Origin of the sequence: Pectinatus frisingensis (genome assembly GCF_015732285.1) — a bacterium.
Lineage (GTDB): Bacteria > Bacillota > Negativicutes > Selenomonadales > Selenomonadaceae > Pectinatus > Pectinatus frisingensis.
Window position 1 is genome coordinate 1 of record NZ_WIQU01000046.1, and the last position, 13848, is coordinate 13848.

Annotated in this window: 19 protein-coding genes; all 19 read right to left on the reverse strand. The window is 37.7% G+C overall.

The window, feature by feature from the left end:
- Positions 1-12 precede the first annotated feature (12 nt).
- Positions 13-372 carry a hypothetical protein gene (locus tag I6751_RS08210; RefSeq protein ID WP_196591012.1) on the reverse strand — a complete coding sequence of 120 codons (360 nt, stop codon included), beginning with the start codon at positions 370-372 and terminating at the stop codon, positions 13-15.
- Entirely contained in the window at positions 353-811 is a 459-nt protein-coding gene (locus tag I6751_RS08215; protein ID WP_196591013.1) for a hypothetical protein, read from the reverse strand. The genes I6751_RS08210 and I6751_RS08215 overlap by 20 nt, the downstream gene beginning before the upstream one ends.
- Complete coding sequence (locus I6751_RS08220; protein WP_196591014.1) at positions 804-1361, reverse strand: hypothetical protein; 558 nt, start codon at positions 1359-1361, stop codon at positions 804-806. The genes I6751_RS08215 and I6751_RS08220 overlap by 8 nt, the downstream gene beginning before the upstream one ends.
- Positions 1351-1722, reverse strand: a complete 372-nt coding sequence (locus tag I6751_RS08225; protein WP_196599071.1) for a hypothetical protein — start codon at positions 1720-1722, stop codon at positions 1351-1353. Before I6751_RS08225 ends, I6751_RS08220 begins: the two co-directional genes overlap by 11 nt.
- A gap of 1 nt (position 1723) precedes the next feature.
- Positions 1724-2164: a hypothetical protein gene (locus I6751_RS08230; RefSeq protein WP_196591016.1), complete on the reverse strand. Its 441-nt coding sequence runs from the start codon at positions 2162-2164 to the stop codon at positions 1724-1726.
- Entirely contained in the window at positions 2161-2700 is a 540-nt protein-coding gene (locus I6751_RS08235) for a prepilin peptidase (RefSeq protein WP_196591017.1), read from the reverse strand. Before I6751_RS08235 ends, I6751_RS08230 begins: the two co-directional genes overlap by 4 nt.
- Positions 2697-3095 (reverse strand): type II secretion system protein, encoded by a 399-nt coding sequence (locus I6751_RS08240; RefSeq protein ID WP_196591018.1) that lies wholly within the window; start codon positions 3093-3095, stop codon positions 2697-2699. The genes I6751_RS08235 and I6751_RS08240 overlap by 4 nt, the downstream gene beginning before the upstream one ends.
- 11 nt (positions 3096-3106) lie before the next feature.
- Positions 3107-3442 carry a type II secretion system F family protein gene (locus I6751_RS08245; RefSeq protein ID WP_196591074.1) on the reverse strand — a complete coding sequence of 112 codons (336 nt, stop codon included), beginning with the start codon at positions 3440-3442 and terminating at the stop codon, positions 3107-3109.
- Positions 3403-4320 carry a type II secretion system F family protein gene (locus tag I6751_RS08250; protein WP_196591019.1) on the reverse strand — a complete coding sequence of 306 codons (918 nt, stop codon included), beginning with the start codon at positions 4318-4320 and terminating at the stop codon, positions 3403-3405. Before I6751_RS08250 ends, I6751_RS08245 begins: the two co-directional genes overlap by 40 nt.
- A gap of 22 nt (positions 4321-4342) precedes the next feature.
- Complete coding sequence (locus I6751_RS08255) at positions 4343-5356, reverse strand: type IV pilus twitching motility protein PilT (protein WP_196591020.1); 1014 nt, start codon at positions 5354-5356, stop codon at positions 4343-4345.
- On the reverse strand, positions 5343-6623 hold the full coding sequence (locus I6751_RS08260; RefSeq protein ID WP_196591021.1) for a GspE/PulE family protein: 1281 nt from the start codon (positions 6621-6623) through the stop codon (positions 5343-5345). The genes I6751_RS08255 and I6751_RS08260 overlap by 14 nt, the downstream gene beginning before the upstream one ends.
- Positions 6620-7483, reverse strand: a complete 864-nt coding sequence (locus tag I6751_RS08265) for a shikimate dehydrogenase (RefSeq protein WP_196591022.1) — start codon at positions 7481-7483, stop codon at positions 6620-6622. The genes I6751_RS08260 and I6751_RS08265 overlap by 4 nt, the downstream gene beginning before the upstream one ends.
- 28 nt (positions 7484-7511) lie before the next feature.
- Positions 7512-9047 (reverse strand): YifB family Mg chelatase-like AAA ATPase, encoded by a 1536-nt coding sequence (locus I6751_RS08270; RefSeq protein ID WP_196591023.1) that lies wholly within the window; start codon positions 9045-9047, stop codon positions 7512-7514.
- A 16-nt stretch (positions 9048-9063) separates the two neighbouring features.
- A complete protein-coding gene (locus I6751_RS08275; RefSeq protein WP_182186487.1) occupies positions 9064-9639 on the reverse strand; it encodes a UbiX family flavin prenyltransferase in 576 nt (191 codons plus the stop codon).
- A 3-nt stretch (positions 9640-9642) separates the two neighbouring features.
- Positions 9643-10002, reverse strand: a complete 360-nt coding sequence (locus I6751_RS08280) for a YraN family protein (RefSeq protein ID WP_196591024.1) — start codon at positions 10000-10002, stop codon at positions 9643-9645.
- 10 nt (positions 10003-10012) lie between these two features.
- Complete coding sequence (locus I6751_RS08285; RefSeq protein WP_182186484.1) at positions 10013-10315, reverse strand: EscU/YscU/HrcU family type III secretion system export apparatus switch protein; 303 nt, start codon at positions 10313-10315, stop codon at positions 10013-10015.
- A 25-nt stretch (positions 10316-10340) separates the two neighbouring features.
- Entirely contained in the window at positions 10341-12137 is a 1797-nt protein-coding gene (locus I6751_RS08290; protein WP_196591025.1) for a hypothetical protein, read from the reverse strand.
- Positions 12138-12150: 13 nt separating this feature from the next.
- Positions 12151-12918, reverse strand: a complete 768-nt coding sequence (locus I6751_RS08295) for a ribonuclease HII (protein WP_196591026.1) — start codon at positions 12916-12918, stop codon at positions 12151-12153.
- A 164-nt stretch (positions 12919-13082) separates the two neighbouring features.
- Positions 13083-13784 carry a cysteate racemase gene (cuyB, locus tag I6751_RS08300; protein ID WP_231037880.1) on the reverse strand — a complete coding sequence of 234 codons (702 nt, stop codon included), beginning with the start codon at positions 13782-13784 and terminating at the stop codon, positions 13083-13085.
- Positions 13785-13848 lie beyond the last annotated feature (64 nt).

Below are 13848 nucleotides of genomic sequence, written 5' to 3' on the forward strand. Positions count from 1 at the left end.
GCTTTTATTATATCAGTCCAGGTCGATATCAATGGATGGATTGCCTTGTATGTCCCAGTAGACAGCTTTAGTCAATTCATTGACAGGCATGATGGGAAAAATACTGTTATAAACAGTGATATCATATGACGGCAAAGTAATATAAAGTGGTAGTTTGTTATTGGGAAATTTTGTTGTTTTATTTTTTAACTGATCAATAAAGTCATCACTGTTAAGTGGGGAGTTGGTGATACAATGCTCAATATTTTTTATTGTCCAAATGTTTTCGCTAAGTGATAGTTGTGCCAAGTAGACGTTATCATTTTCAATTGTTAATGTAATAATATCTGCATGTTGAGTGTATAGCAGGGTTTTAAATGTTTGGTTGTTCATGATAATCCCACCGTACAATGGATAAGATATGATTGGTTTCCTTGATATATACTGTTATACGCTTGGCAGTATTACCGTATTCTCCCACTGAACTAAGGGTAAAATAAGAAGCACTGTAATTGAAGAAACGCAGTGATACGGTAACTTTAGTCGGTCGGCCATTTAAATCTGCGGTTTCGGTATAAAGAGTTTTTTTATAGGATATGTTTTGATAACGGGCTTCTTCACATATTTGGTCATAGACGGATAAGTCGCTGCAAAGGTCAGCTAGTGTTTTTTCTAAGGCGTTTTCAGCGAGGTATTGTGCATAGGTACCTTCCAAAGTTAGTGACGACATTTTTTGCTCATTGGTAAAAATGAGGAAAAGTCCTGAGATCAGAAAAAGCATTGGAAGTAAGAAAGATATGCCAAGCAGTGTAAAAAAACCTTTTTCATTCATTTTTCACCTCATACATTATTCTTTGTCCAAGTATTGTGGCAGCGGATTCCAGGTAAAAGTATTTTTGGGTCATTTGGTGTCTTCCTTTAAGTTCAATTAAATAGGTGCGATTGTTATCAAAGACCGATATTGGTTTGCAAGTAAAGCGAATTGCAGTACTGCAAAAAGTATTATCACCGGTTATAGGATTATTGTTTTTGAGTATACGGGAATAATATTTGAGATTGTCTTGACGATATGTTATATAGGTTGGAGTGGAGTCGGTGCCACCGGTAGCAGCACGTGTCTTTATGATTATAGTATCATGACCATTTTCCTGGGAAATGATTACTGATTCAGCATGTTTTATATCTTGAAGCATGCATTCAGCGGCAAAATTCATTTGGGTACGTAGTTCTATTTGATAGAGATTTTTAATATATAGATGCAGTATCGATAGAAGTAATACAGTAAGACTTAGTGAAATGATGACCAATAGATTCAACGATAGCAGCGTCTCTAATAGTATACTGCCGGTATTATTTTTATATAGGAATTTATTAATTTTCATATAATATTTTACTCAGTATTAATTCAGTAGGAATTGCAGACGACTGCCAGTAAATCGTTGTAGTAATGATTTTGAATACACCGGAAGTTGTTAACGTGGTTTTTATATGGAAAGTGAAATCGTTTTTTTCCTGAAAATAATCAGTCAATATACCATCAGAAATATTTTTTTCTCCGGCAAGCAGGCGTCCTTCGGAGATGGAAATTTCCCGGCGGGCAAAATAAACAGCAGTTAAATGCGCTGCTGCAGTATTTTGAGAGCGTGCATAAAGTTGAAAAATGGTGAAGATCATGCTGCTGGTAAGAAGTATGATGCTCAGTATGATTATTTGCGATAATAAAAAAAATCCTTTTTGGTTCATATTAGTCACCCATTCGTATACGGCCATAAGAATTAATTATGACTTTGGCTGTATGATTTTTACTTGTTATAGTTATCGTTGCTGTTGTGGCAGTATAATTGTCACCGCGATTGAAGGAAAATACATGTCCCCTGTTGGACAGCATGGTGACACCGTCAGGGAGTTTAACTATAATTGGTTGGTTTGGTGAAGTCATATATATTTCATATGATTGGGAATTTATGATGATATGAGAGTTAAAGGGATTTTTTGTTTCATGAGGCTGCATAAAACTTTTCTGTTGAATGAGCCTCAGATTGCTGACAAGATATTGGGCAGCAAAATCTACTCTGGTTTTTTCCGGAGACAAAATTTTTGGTAAAAGCAGTGAAAATGACAGCATTATTATAAGTAAAGCTGCTAATAACTCAATATATACAAAACCGGCACTGGAGTTTCTCATAAAATACACCAATAGTTTGTTATGCGCATTAATTCTTCACTTAGCAAAAAAGTGATACTCCCGCCTAATGATAGAAAAGGGCCAAAAGGCATAGGTGTGGTAATAGAAGCTTTATGGCATTTGATTAAGAATATGCCGGTAAGGAGGGCACTGAGCACGGCTATTGTAATTGCTGCTGTTATGAGAGGATACGGCAGCCAAACAGCCAGACAATAACTCATCTTAACGTCACCACCACCCAATGAATTCGTTAGAAAATATATTGGAAGAAAAATGAAACTTATGAATAGTAATGAAAAACCTATATCCAGTAGTGAAATATTGGTGCGATGCATTGTTTGATGCAATGCACCGATAATTAATAACGGCAGTAATAATTTATTGGGAATGATTAATGTTTTGTAGTCAATATAAGAAATTTTGGTTAATAAGTAAAGTAATGATAATGTGCTGACAGTTTGCTCAAATATATTTGTTGGAAAATAATACAGAAAGTCAAATGAAATATTTGAAAAATTAGATATTAATGTGTTCATTTTTCACCGGTCCCAAAATCTTTTAAAGGATGTTCCTGACATAAAGCAGTTTCACCGATAGAATCTAGAGTGTATGATTTAGCAGTTATTTTTAATTTTTCACCGGTTTTCAGAAAACAAGTCCCCTGTGGTGGTGATAATTCATCAATATTATCAATGTAATTGCCCAAATCTTTTTTTAGATCGGTGGGATTTTTGCCATATTGAATAATATGCATGGCAATAGCAGTATTTAATGTCTGTAAATCTGACTGAATTTTTGCTGTATTGGCCAGAGCTATCGAATTATTGAATTTTGGAATTGCTAAAGTAGCTAATATTCCTAGTAATACAATAACTATCATCATTTCAAGCAGGGTGAAACCACGGCAGTCTTTAAAAACAGATTTTGTCATGAATATTCTCCTCACATAGGAATTTGTGATGCGGCTTCAAACATGGGTAAGGCTACGGCTGCCACAAAAATTCCGATAAATATTGAAATTATAATGATCATGCAGGGTTCGGCAAGAGCAATAATTCTTTTGTAAAGTAAATCCGTATCATTTTGATAAAATTCAGCTGTGTCATTCATTAATTGTGCCAGGTTACCGCTTTTTTCTCCGATAGTAAGCATTTGCATAAATAGAGGCGGTAACAGATCGCTGCCTGATAGAGCAGCTGATAGTGAATGACCTTTTTGGATACCGAGTTGAGCTTTGTTTAATATTTGCCTGAAGCAAATATTGGGGGTATTATCGATAGTGCCTTGTCAATTGTGATACCGGAAGCAATCATAATTGACAGTGCGCTGCATAACTGTAATAATGTAATATTAAGCAATAATCTGCCCAACAGCGGAATTTTAAAAATTAGTAAGTGAAAGATATTTTGCCGACGGGGAGATGATTCATATAATATTTTGCAGCAGAGAAATGTCAATATGGTAAATAATGTCATCAGAAGGCCATAGTTTTTTATAGTCAAGCCTAAGTATAAAACTATTTTTGTAACCAGTGGCAGGGAGATATTGAGATTATTAAATAATTCGATAAACATTGGTAAAATCACCATAAACATTATAATCGCGGTCGTTAGGAAAACACTTATGAGGATAAGTGGATATATGGCAGCTGTTTTTAATTTTTCTCTGGCTGAATAAGTCTGTTCCAGATAAACAGCTGCTTTTTGCAGCATTTCGGCCAATTGACCACTGGTTTCGCCTATTGTGACTAGTGTAAGAAAAGTAGGTGGGAAAAATTTTTCATATGGCAGCAAACTGTCTGAAAAGGTCTTGCCGGTTTGCATTTGCAGACAGACTGCAGATAAAATGTTTTTGGTTGTTTTATTTTTATTTTGTTGTTCAATGTTCTCTAGAGCGTCTTGAAGAGTAATGCCGGATTTTAGCATTATGCTCAATTGACGGCATAACGATGTGACAGCAATTAAATTTAAACTGCTGTTAAAAAGCGAAAGAGCAGTAAAATATCGTTTTATGTGGGAAGTTTCTTCTGACAGGCTGAGAACAAAAATATTCTGCACCCGTAATAATTCAGCTGCTTCCCGACATGAATTGGCCCAAAGTGAACCATTTATCAAATTGCCGGAATCGTTTTTGGCGGAATATACGTATTTTTTCATAGTTTATTTCTCCAAAATGTGATTATGTGATGAGTTTTTTGCGTTGCAGTTCAGTTATGGACATTTCCATTGTCTGCATGCCGGCTTTTTTACTTGTCTGCACAATGGATTTTATTTGTTGAAATTGGCCGGCGGCTATCAGATGTCGTACGGCATCAGTGGCAGTCAATATCTCCATAGCGCAAATTCTGCCACCATTGGACATAGGCAATAATTGCTGCGCTATTATTCCTCGCAGTATTAGCGATAATTCTAATCGTACAATAGTTTGCAGTTGTGTCGGAAATAGACCTTCAATGCGGATAAGCGATTCGACTACATTGGAGGTATGCAGGGTAGATAAGACCAAGTGACCTGTTTGTGCTGCAGAAAAAGCGGCCTGCATTGTTTGCTGATCACGTATTTCACCGATAAAAATTATATCGGGGTCTTGCCGCATGGCACTTTTTAGAGCAAGTTCAAATTCGGTGAAATCAGTACCATATTCACGTTGATGGATAAGACTTTTGGCAGATGTAAATAGATATTCTATGGGATCTTCTAATGTAATTATATGACATGGAGTTTGTTCGGCACGGTAGGCAAGCATGGCGGATAATGTGGAAGATTTACCGGAACCGGATGGTCCGGTTATTAAAATCAGTCCGTTGCTGTTACGGATAAAATTTTTTAATATAGGTGGGTATTCTTCACTTTCCAGTGAACGTACGTGATTGTTGATAAGGCGCACAGCTAAGGCAATATGCTGATTTTGTTGGTATATATTTATTCTTAGTCTTTTTTTGCTAACTGTATGTGCTATATCGACAGTATTATTTTTGTGCCAGGCAATATTTTCCCGATCATTAAGTAAATACCGGAGAAATTGATGCAGTTCCTTGGTGGTGAAAATTACAATCGGTATCAAGGGCATAAGAAGTCCGTCAACACGGAAAAAACAATTTCTATCGGCAGTAATGTGCACATCAGAGCAATCGGTCGGCAGGTTAAGGATAAGTTCATTGAATTTATCAAGGCAGTTTCTATTTGCTGTCATCGTCGATTATCCTCATGATTTCATCTACAGTCGTTTTATTTTGCATAGCTTTAGCTAAGGCATCATATATTAATGGCTTCATACCATTTTTTATGGCAATATCTTTTAAGATGGTACTATCTGGAGTATTATTTATTGCTTTTTGCATTTCAGTTGCAATGGGGAGTATTTCTTGTATGGCAATTCTACCGGAGTAACCAGTGCCGTGACATTTTTCACAGCCACTTCCATATAATAAATTAGTTTGTGAATAGTTATGTTTTTTTAGAAAAATTGTTTGTGGAGAGTTTGCTGTAAAAGTTTTGCGAGTTGAGCAATTAGGACAGATACGGCGAAGTAATCTTTGAGAAATACAGCCGATTAGTGTAGCTGACAGTAAATATGGTTCGATACCCATATCAAGCAGACGCAAGACAGCCGTAACCGCATTATTAGTGTGCAGGGTGGTTAATACCAAGTGCCCGGTAAGTGCCGCACGTATAGCTATTCGTGCAGTTATTTCATCACGTATCTCACCGATGAGAATAATGTCGGGATCCTGCCGCAGGACGGCCCGCAGACCATTTTCAAACGTAAGGCTGGTTTTTTCGTTAATCTGAATTTGTGTAATTCCGGAAAGATTACATTCTATAGGATCTTCGATAGTAACAATATTTTTTTCCGGTGTATTCAGTTTGTTTAAAATAGCGTATAGAGTCGTTGTTTTACCGGAATTAACAGGACCGGTACTGATGATAAGACCACTGGTATGATTATAAATATTTTCAAATGAATATTTATTATATTTTGATAATTCCAATTCATCTATATTGAACAGTTTTCCGGAAGTATTTAATAAGCGTAAAACCATTTTTTCTCCCAAAATAGTTGGCAGTACCGATATGCGTAAATTGATCATTTTATTGGAAAATTCATAAGATAGGCTGCCGTCTTGCGGTTTCCGCTGCTCAACGGTATCCATACCGCTGATTATTTTGACTCGGGCAATTATGAGTGGATGCAGAGGCAAATCAAGTTGTGCGTAGTTAATTAAGATGCCATCAATGCGAAATCGAATGGTCAGTGTTTTATTTTGTGGTTCAATGTGAATGTCGCTGGCTTTTTGCAAGATGGCATCGGTTATAATTTTATCAACTAAAGTGACAAGAGGCGCACCGCTTATATTAAGATCCAGTCGGCGGCTATCAGAAATATAGTTGGTTGTTGGCAGAGCTTTTTTTGCCAAATCAGCAAGTGATACATTGGAAGAGATTGCTGTATTTTTCATAATTTTTTCTGCAGTGCATCATGCAGCGCTATACGCATAAGGTCAATGTCGATATCTTTTCGTCCAAGCCATTTTTTTAGTGCGGCGGCACCCTGTCCGGCCAGCATATATTCACCATTAAGTATTGGATGTCCCATGGTTTCGGCAGTTTTTAACAGTTTAGTCTTTTCCGGGGTATATATTACATCATAGACAAGTGTGGAAGCCGGCAGCAAAGATATATCTATAGGAGGCATTTCATCTATATGCGGATACATTCCTAAAGGTGTTGTATTTATGAGCAATGGTGTGTCATGCAGTATTTTTTTGAATTCGTATTCTGTCCAATTATATGTATGAATATCTGTCAGGTGGCTGAAATCCGCAGCAGTGTGCCGTGCCCTGTCAATATTACGGGCACCGATATGTATTGTTTTTATACCGGCGGAATGTAATCCGTAGATGACAGCTCTAGCGGCACCACCGGCACCTAGAATCACTGCTGAGTTGTTTTTCAGCGGGAAATTTTTAGCATATAAGGCAGTAATGAATCCTTCATAATCAGTATTATAACCGTATAGTTTATTATTTTTGATGACAACGGTATTAACTGCACCAATCAATTGTGCAGCAGGATCAATATCATCTAAGTATTGCATGATATTTATCTTATGTGGAATAGTTATATTAAAACCGCAAAAATGCAGCGCTTTGAGTCCCGCCACGGCAATTGGCAGATCTTTTTCATTTACTTTCATGGCAATGTAAGCATAGTCGAGCTGCATGCTTTGCAAAACGGTATTTTGGATGACGGGAGAAAGAGAGTGATGTATGGGATTGCCAACGACGCCAAGATTTTTAGTGTTTCCGGTATAAAGCATAAAGATACCACCTTATTATGAGGTAAAATTATAAATCATTGATAGATAAATTATTTCTGAATTGAACGGATTCAGCGATATGTTGTTCCGTTATATGTGGTTCACCAGTCAAATCGGCAATAGTCTGACCAACTTTTATAAGTCGATCGTAAGAACGGGCACTTAATTTCATCTGATCAAATATCGTTTTTAGCATAGTCTGGGCACTGTCTGTCAGGCGGCAGTGTTTTTTTATGAGAGCGTGATTCATTTGGGCATTGCAGTGCAGGTTATATCTTATCAGACGCTGGATTTGAATTTGCCGGGCTTTTTCTACTCTATTGCGTATGGAAGCAGAATTTTCGGTTTTTTTGTCATTCATCATTTCATTATAGTCGATACGCGGTACTTGGATGTGAATATCAATTCTGTCAAGCAGTGGTCCTGATATTTTCTTGGTGTAACGTTTTATTTCATGCGGGCTGCAAGTGCAGGGTCGGTCTTTGTCCCCGAGAAATCCGCACGGACATGGATTCATGCTGGCAATAAGTGTGAAATGCGAGGGAAAAGTATAGGAAGCATTTACACGTGAGATGGATATTTTTTGATCCTCCAGCGGTTGACGTAGAACTTCAAGTGTTGATTTATTGAATTCTGGTAGTTCGTCTAAAAACAATACGCCATTATGGCTTAATGTGACTTCTCCAGGCTTGGGAATTGTTCCGCCGCCAATCATTCCGGCGTTGGAAATAGTGTGGTGGGGGCTGCGAAAGGGGCGTTGTGTTATGAGTCCGTTATCTCTTTTTAAAAGGCCGGCAATGCTATAAATTTTGGTAACTTCGAGTGCTTCCTGTGAGCACATTTTTGGCAGGATAGTGGGCATTCGTCTGGCCAGCATGGTTTTGCCGGTGCCTGGAGCTCCGCACATGAGGACATTGTGACCGCCGGCTGCAGCTATTTCCAAAGCTCTTTTAGCCATGAATTGTCCCTGTACATCAGAAAAATCATCCATAATTTCATGTTGTGCAGTATTGTGAGAAAAATTGAAATTTTGTTTAGCTGGTGATAATGAAACCTGTCCAGTCAGAAAATCTATTAGTTCAGTTAATTTTTGAATAGGATGTATTTTAAGACCGTCAACCAATAACGCTTCCTGTTCATTGCCAGCTGGTAAAAACAACGTCGGTATATCTTGCTGGCGGCAGCGTATGGCTATAGGCAGTATACCTTGGATGCATCGCAACTTTCCCTCCAGGGAAAGTTCACCGGCAAACATTGCGTTTTGACAGACATTTTGCGGTAACAAGCCATATACTGCTAAAATTGCCACAGCTATGGGTAAATCAAGACCGCAGCTGTCTTTTTTTAAATCGGCGGGAGCTAGATTAATGGTAATTTTTTTTGCCGGCAATTTTATACCGGTATTTTTAATTGCTGTTCTTACTCGCTCTTTAGCTTCACGGACAGCGGCATCGGGTAATCCGACAATATCAAAAGCCGGCAGGCCATTGGCTGAATCAGCTTCCACTTCTATAAGGACACCGTCAATGCCGGCAGTTGTCGCACCAAATGTTTTGGCAAACATAGAAATCACCTGTCTTTTAATATTCGCCTGACCAACGATTAAATAAAGTGTTTTTGATATGCAATTGGTCGCAGATTTTTCCAACCATGATATTGACCAGATCATCTATTTTATCTGGTTTGTGGTAAAAACCGGGACATGCCGGAACAATTTTTATACCTATGCGGGATAATTTGAGCATATTTTCCAAATGGATAGGACTTAAAGGAGTTTCCCGCGGTACCAATACAAGCGGTCGTCCTTCTTTTATCGTAACGTCGGCAGCACGAATCAGGAGATTATCAGATATACCAGCTGCAATTGAACCAATGGTCTTCATTGAACAGGGAATGATAACCATTGCATCGCAGAGAAATGAACCGCTGGCAATAGCCGCTCCAATATCATCAACATTATATATGAAGTCGGCAAGATTTTTAATGGTCGGCATTGTTAAATCGCATTCATATTGTAATACTTTCATACCGGAATGTGTTATTACAAGATGTGACTCAATATTGACCGAACGTAAAATTTTTAAAAATTTTAATGCATATATAGAACCACTGGCACCGGTTATACCAACGATGATACGCTTTCTTTCATTATTCATATATCAGATTTCGAATGCTCCTTTTATGTGATTTAATCTATATTGGTCAGAAAAACTATAGTAAATTTCAATAATATCAAAACGATAAGAAATAGATGGATTTTGGTGCTGCGCTATATAAAGCTGGGCAGTATGAATGATTTTTTGTTGCTTCTTATGGTTTACTGCCTGTCCTGCCGTGCCGAAAAAATCATTTTTACGGGTTTTGACTTCTACAAATATGATCATTTTTTGCTGACGCACAATGAGATCAATTTCACCGTACTTTGTTGTATAATTTTTGGCTAGAATTGTATATCCATATTTCTTAAAATAGTCGGCAGCATATATTTCACCTAAATTGCCGATTTGTTTATTATTCATAATCGCAAACTCATAAATCTGTTTTTGATTTATCACGTTTGTCGATGCGATAAACATAAGCTAATATTTCAGCTACTACAGCGTACATTTCAGGTGGGATCTCACGATCCAGTTCTAATGCCATGAGCATACTGAGAAGGGTTTTATCTTGATATATTGGTACAGCATTGCGTTGAGCCGTTTGCAAAATGCTTTCGGCAGTGTAACCGCGGCCTTTGGCAATTACTCTGGGGGCTTTTCCCTCTTTTTCCCGATAGCGCAGGGCAACAGCCTGCCTGTCAGGAACAGTTGGTTCTTTTTCTTGGTCATCCATGATGAATTTACTCCTAAAATAAGGTTTAGTCTATGGCACCGATTTTTAATTCGGTGAGGACGAGTTTTGTTTTGTGGAGATAAGTACGCAGTTCTGGCAGATAATCTTCAAATGCAATCGCTGTATTACCGTTGGAAAAGGCCAAACGAATATTCAACTGTTGTTTATTATACAGGCGCAGAACAATTTCTACCGCACCGGCGTTTTCTGTTAAACAGCATACCCGAAACCAGGTTTCATGTTGTTCTTCATCAGAATTTGAACCTTTGTGCTTGTCATCATAGATATTAATATAGGCTGGGTAGCTTTTTTGCTCGTCAAAAAATATAGGAATGATAAAATCTAATGATTTTTGGGTAAGTGCTGTTGCGGAACCGGTTGAAAAAGAGTTGTTCATTATTTTAGAAAAATCGTTGATATCTTTTCCTGATTGTTTTAATGATTCCGCACCGGTTTCATTAATAGTGCTGATGTCACTAAGCTGGATAAAAGCCCATAATTTTGCCAGATTGGGTAAACCTTGTTTATCTGTTGCCTGCGTGATGAGCCCCGGCATATTAGTGGTGATGACTTGTAGAACTTTTTGAAGCTGTGCGGCCTGATTGTCAGGTAAAGTAGTTTGTGTTCCGTTTATAAAGTTTTTTATTAAAGTGATATCAGTAGAAGTTAATTCGTTGTTCTGTAAGGCAAGCTGGCCTAATTCACGTAGAGCATTGATAGATTGAGGCGTATTATTAAATAAATCAGGTAATAAAGGCATCTGAGAATTTACCACTGCTGGTGTGTCAAGTACCTGACTAGTTGTTGCATCCGCTATAATTGAAGTGTTGATATTTGCTTTGATAGCAGCAGCCTGTTTTAAAATTTCACCGGTAGGGATAGTAGCGTTGTTTTCTTTTAATACAGAAGAATTTGTTTCAATTACAGATGGTGGAGCAGAAACATTTTCTTTGCTGATAGATGTGGTGTTTTCAATAATAGAAGTGGCAGATGTACTTTTATCAGTTGCTGTATTTGTTGCTATATTATCGGAAGAATGAGCCGAAACGATTGGGCGAGAGTCCTTGATAGCCGGTGTTATATCGGACGGAGAAGAACTGTCAATGGATTGCCGGGCAGCAGTCTCAGTATTGTCAGCCGATTGTTCTGTGGTTGCGGTTGGTTTGGTAAAGGTTATTAATGCATCATCTTTAAATAGGGCAGTTAAAGCATTTTTCAATGATTGCAAGGGTTGATTGATGGGAGTGTTAATTTCAACGGAGGAATCATTGGATTTTAAAAGTTGTTTCAGGGTGTCTGGCAGCTCGGAAAAATCTTGACCATTAAGGAGTTTGAATGCGGTTTTTACTAAGTCAACTGTTGTAGGCATGTCTCCTGTCTGCGCTGTCAATGAACGAAAAGATGTTAAAATAGTTTTTATGTCAGTTGGTAATTCTGTAAAATCACCATTTTCCATTAGATCACCTAATTGGGTAAGAAATTTCCCCAAAGTAGCAAGCTGATCAAAGGTATAGCGGCGTATTTGCAAAGTATCCCCCAGACTTTGTGCCAAAGTTTTATCAAGTGAAAAAGAGTTTTGTAATATATCTTGTACTAATTGTTGTAGTTCAGGAGATAAACTGTTGATGGAACTATCTTGCATATTGGCTATTTCTGATAAGATACCGGATAAATCAGAAACAGCATTTTTTATAGACAGATTGGTTTGAGGACGCGAATCAGAAGGGTCACTTACTATTGGGTCAGATGAAGTGCTTTTGATAGGAACTGTTGGTTGTGAATTTGTTGCATTGGTCGGATTTATTCCTGTTTGCAGCGGCATGAGTATTTCCCCCTTAATCGCTGAGCATTGATTTTATCGGTTCAAAGGAACGTCGATGTAAAGGACAAGGACCGTATTCTGTAAGAGCGATAACATGTTGTTTTGTCCCATAGCCTTTGTGCTGAGAAAAACCATATTGTGGGTATTGTCTATCATATTGTATCATCAATCGATCTCGTTCCACTTTGGCGACTATAGAGGCAGCTGCAATAGAAGCACTTTTTGCGTCTCCTTTGATTATTGACAAATGGGGAATTTCAAGATCATCAAGAGGAGTGGCATCTATGAGTACTTCTTGTGGTACTGTTGGCAGATCATAGATTGCGTTATACATGGCATTCATTGAAGCTTGATATATATTTATGCGGTCAATTGTTTTTTCATCGATAAAAGAACGGCTTATTGCTATTGCCTGGTCAAGAATCTGCTGGTAGATTTTTTCTCGGGCGGCAGCAGATAATTTTTTCGAATCATTTAATTTAGGAATATAACAACCGAGCGGCAATATAACTGCTGCAGCAATCACCGGACCGGCCAGTGGACCACGGCCGGCTTCATCGACTCCGGCAATATATTTTAATCCCTGCGCATTGAAATGATATTCATATTTATATAAATTATGCAGTCGTTTTTTTTCGGCCTGCTCATTTTTATAATGTGATAAAAGTCTTTTTACTGTTTTACGTTCATCTATTTGCAGGGCAGTGAGTAAATTTTCTGATACTTGCGGAGATGACAGTAAGACAGCAATATCTTTAGTGGATAAATTTGTAAGATTCATAATAGCACCTGTGGTAAATAATATTTTATATGATGTAAAAATAAAATACACCTTATAGTTAATTCTTTATAAGGTGTATTTTTTCCTTGTTAAGTTTGTAATTTTATAAAATTTTGTTAATTAATTGGTTTAATTGGTATGATCAGCTGAGCGATAAACGCTGTTCACAGGTAGCTTTTACATGGAGCTCCGGCAAAACGTACAGCAGATTCTGCCAAAACCTGAGTAGCATCGATAAAATGCCCGGCAATATTATAAGTTTTAATTGCCAGAGGCATTTCTGTGCAGCCAAGTATAAATGAAGCAGCACCTTCTTGACGCATTTTTTGTAATACAGATTGAAAAGGCTGGGTACTATAGTTGTCATTACCGGCCTTGACTCCTTCAAAAATTATTTTGTGGCATATTTCTTTTCCTGCATCATCAGGGACTGATACGTTAATATTAAATTTGGCAAATATTTTATTGTAAATACCGGAAGTATATGTGCCGCCGGAGGCAAGCAGACCAACATGATGAATTTGCTTACTGACACAGTATTTCGCTGTTTCTTCAATCATATTCAAAAATGGCACACGTAAATGTGGCTGCAGCTTTGGTAAAAAGAAATGCGCTGTGTTGCATGACATTATTAAGAAATCGGCACCGGCATCAGTAAGTCGATCAGCTGATTGCAAAAGCTGAGAAACCGGAGATGGACCTTTTCCCCAAATGGCTTCAGAACGATCTGGAATGGATGTGTTATTATCAACAATGACATGAATATGATCCTGATCTTTTTGTGCATTGGTCGATAAAATGATTTTTCTTAGAAGATCAACTGTAGCCATTGGTCCCATACCGCCGATAATTCCGATAGTTTTCATTTTTGACACCTCTGAAATATGCTTTATTGCTTGTTTTTAGCATAGCATTGCGCAATAATATAAT

Bases quoted from the DNA above. Each gene is read 5' to 3' on its own strand.
- I6751_RS08295 (WP_196591026.1), bottom strand. From the start codon at position 12,918: ATGAATCTTACAAATTTATCCACTAAAGATATTGCTGTCTTACTGTCA.
- I6751_RS08260 (WP_196591021.1), bottom strand. From the start codon at position 6,623: ATGAAAAATACAGCAATCTCTTCCAATGTATCACTTGCTGATTTGGCA.
- I6751_RS08255 (WP_196591020.1), bottom strand. From the start codon at position 5,356: ATGACAGCAAATAGAAACTGCCTTGATAAATTCAATGAACTTATCCTT.
- I6751_RS08250 (WP_196591019.1), bottom strand. From the start codon at position 4,320: ATGAAAAAATACGTATATTCCGCCAAAAACGATTCCGGCAATTTGATA.
- I6751_RS08230 (WP_196591016.1), bottom strand. From the start codon at position 2,164: ATGAGAAACTCCAGTGCCGGTTTTGTATATATTGAGTTATTAGCAGCT.
- I6751_RS08210 (WP_196591012.1), bottom strand. From the start codon at position 372: ATGAACAACCAAACATTTAAAACCCTGCTATACACTCAACATGCAGAT.
- I6751_RS08220 (WP_196591014.1), bottom strand. From the start codon at position 1,361: ATGAAAATTAATAAATTCCTATATAAAAATAATACCGGCAGTATACTA.
- I6751_RS08270 (WP_196591023.1), bottom strand. From the start codon at position 9,047: ATGTTTGCCAAAACATTTGGTGCGACAACTGCCGGCATTGACGGTGTC.
- I6751_RS08265 (WP_196591022.1), bottom strand. From the start codon at position 7,483: ATGCTTTATACCGGAAACACTAAAAATCTTGGCGTCGTTGGCAATCCC.
- I6751_RS08280 (WP_196591024.1), bottom strand. From the start codon at position 10,002: ATGAATAATAAACAAATCGGCAATTTAGGTGAAATATATGCTGCCGAC.
- I6751_RS08275 (WP_182186487.1), bottom strand. From the start codon at position 9,639: ATGAATAATGAAAGAAAGCGTATCATCGTTGGTATAACCGGTGCCAGT.
- cuyB (WP_231037880.1), bottom strand. From the start codon at position 13,784: ATGAAAACTATCGGAATTATCGGCGGTATGGGACCAATGGCTACAGTT.
- I6751_RS08240 (WP_196591018.1), bottom strand. From the start codon at position 3,095: ATGACAAAATCTGTTTTTAAAGACTGCCGTGGTTTCACCCTGCTTGAA.
- I6751_RS08235 (WP_196591017.1), bottom strand. From the start codon at position 2,700: ATGAACACATTAATATCTAATTTTTCAAATATTTCATTTGACTTTCTG.
- I6751_RS08215 (WP_196591013.1), bottom strand. From the start codon at position 811: ATGAATGAAAAAGGTTTTTTTACACTGCTTGGCATATCTTTCTTACTT.
- I6751_RS08290 (WP_196591025.1), bottom strand. From the start codon at position 12,137: ATGCCGCTGCAAACAGGAATAAATCCGACCAATGCAACAAATTCACAA.
- I6751_RS08285 (WP_182186484.1), bottom strand. From the start codon at position 10,315: ATGGATGACCAAGAAAAAGAACCAACTGTTCCTGACAGGCAGGCTGTT.
- I6751_RS08225 (WP_196599071.1), bottom strand. From the start codon at position 1,722: ATGAACCAAAAAGGATTTTTTTTATTATCGCAAATAATCATACTGAGC.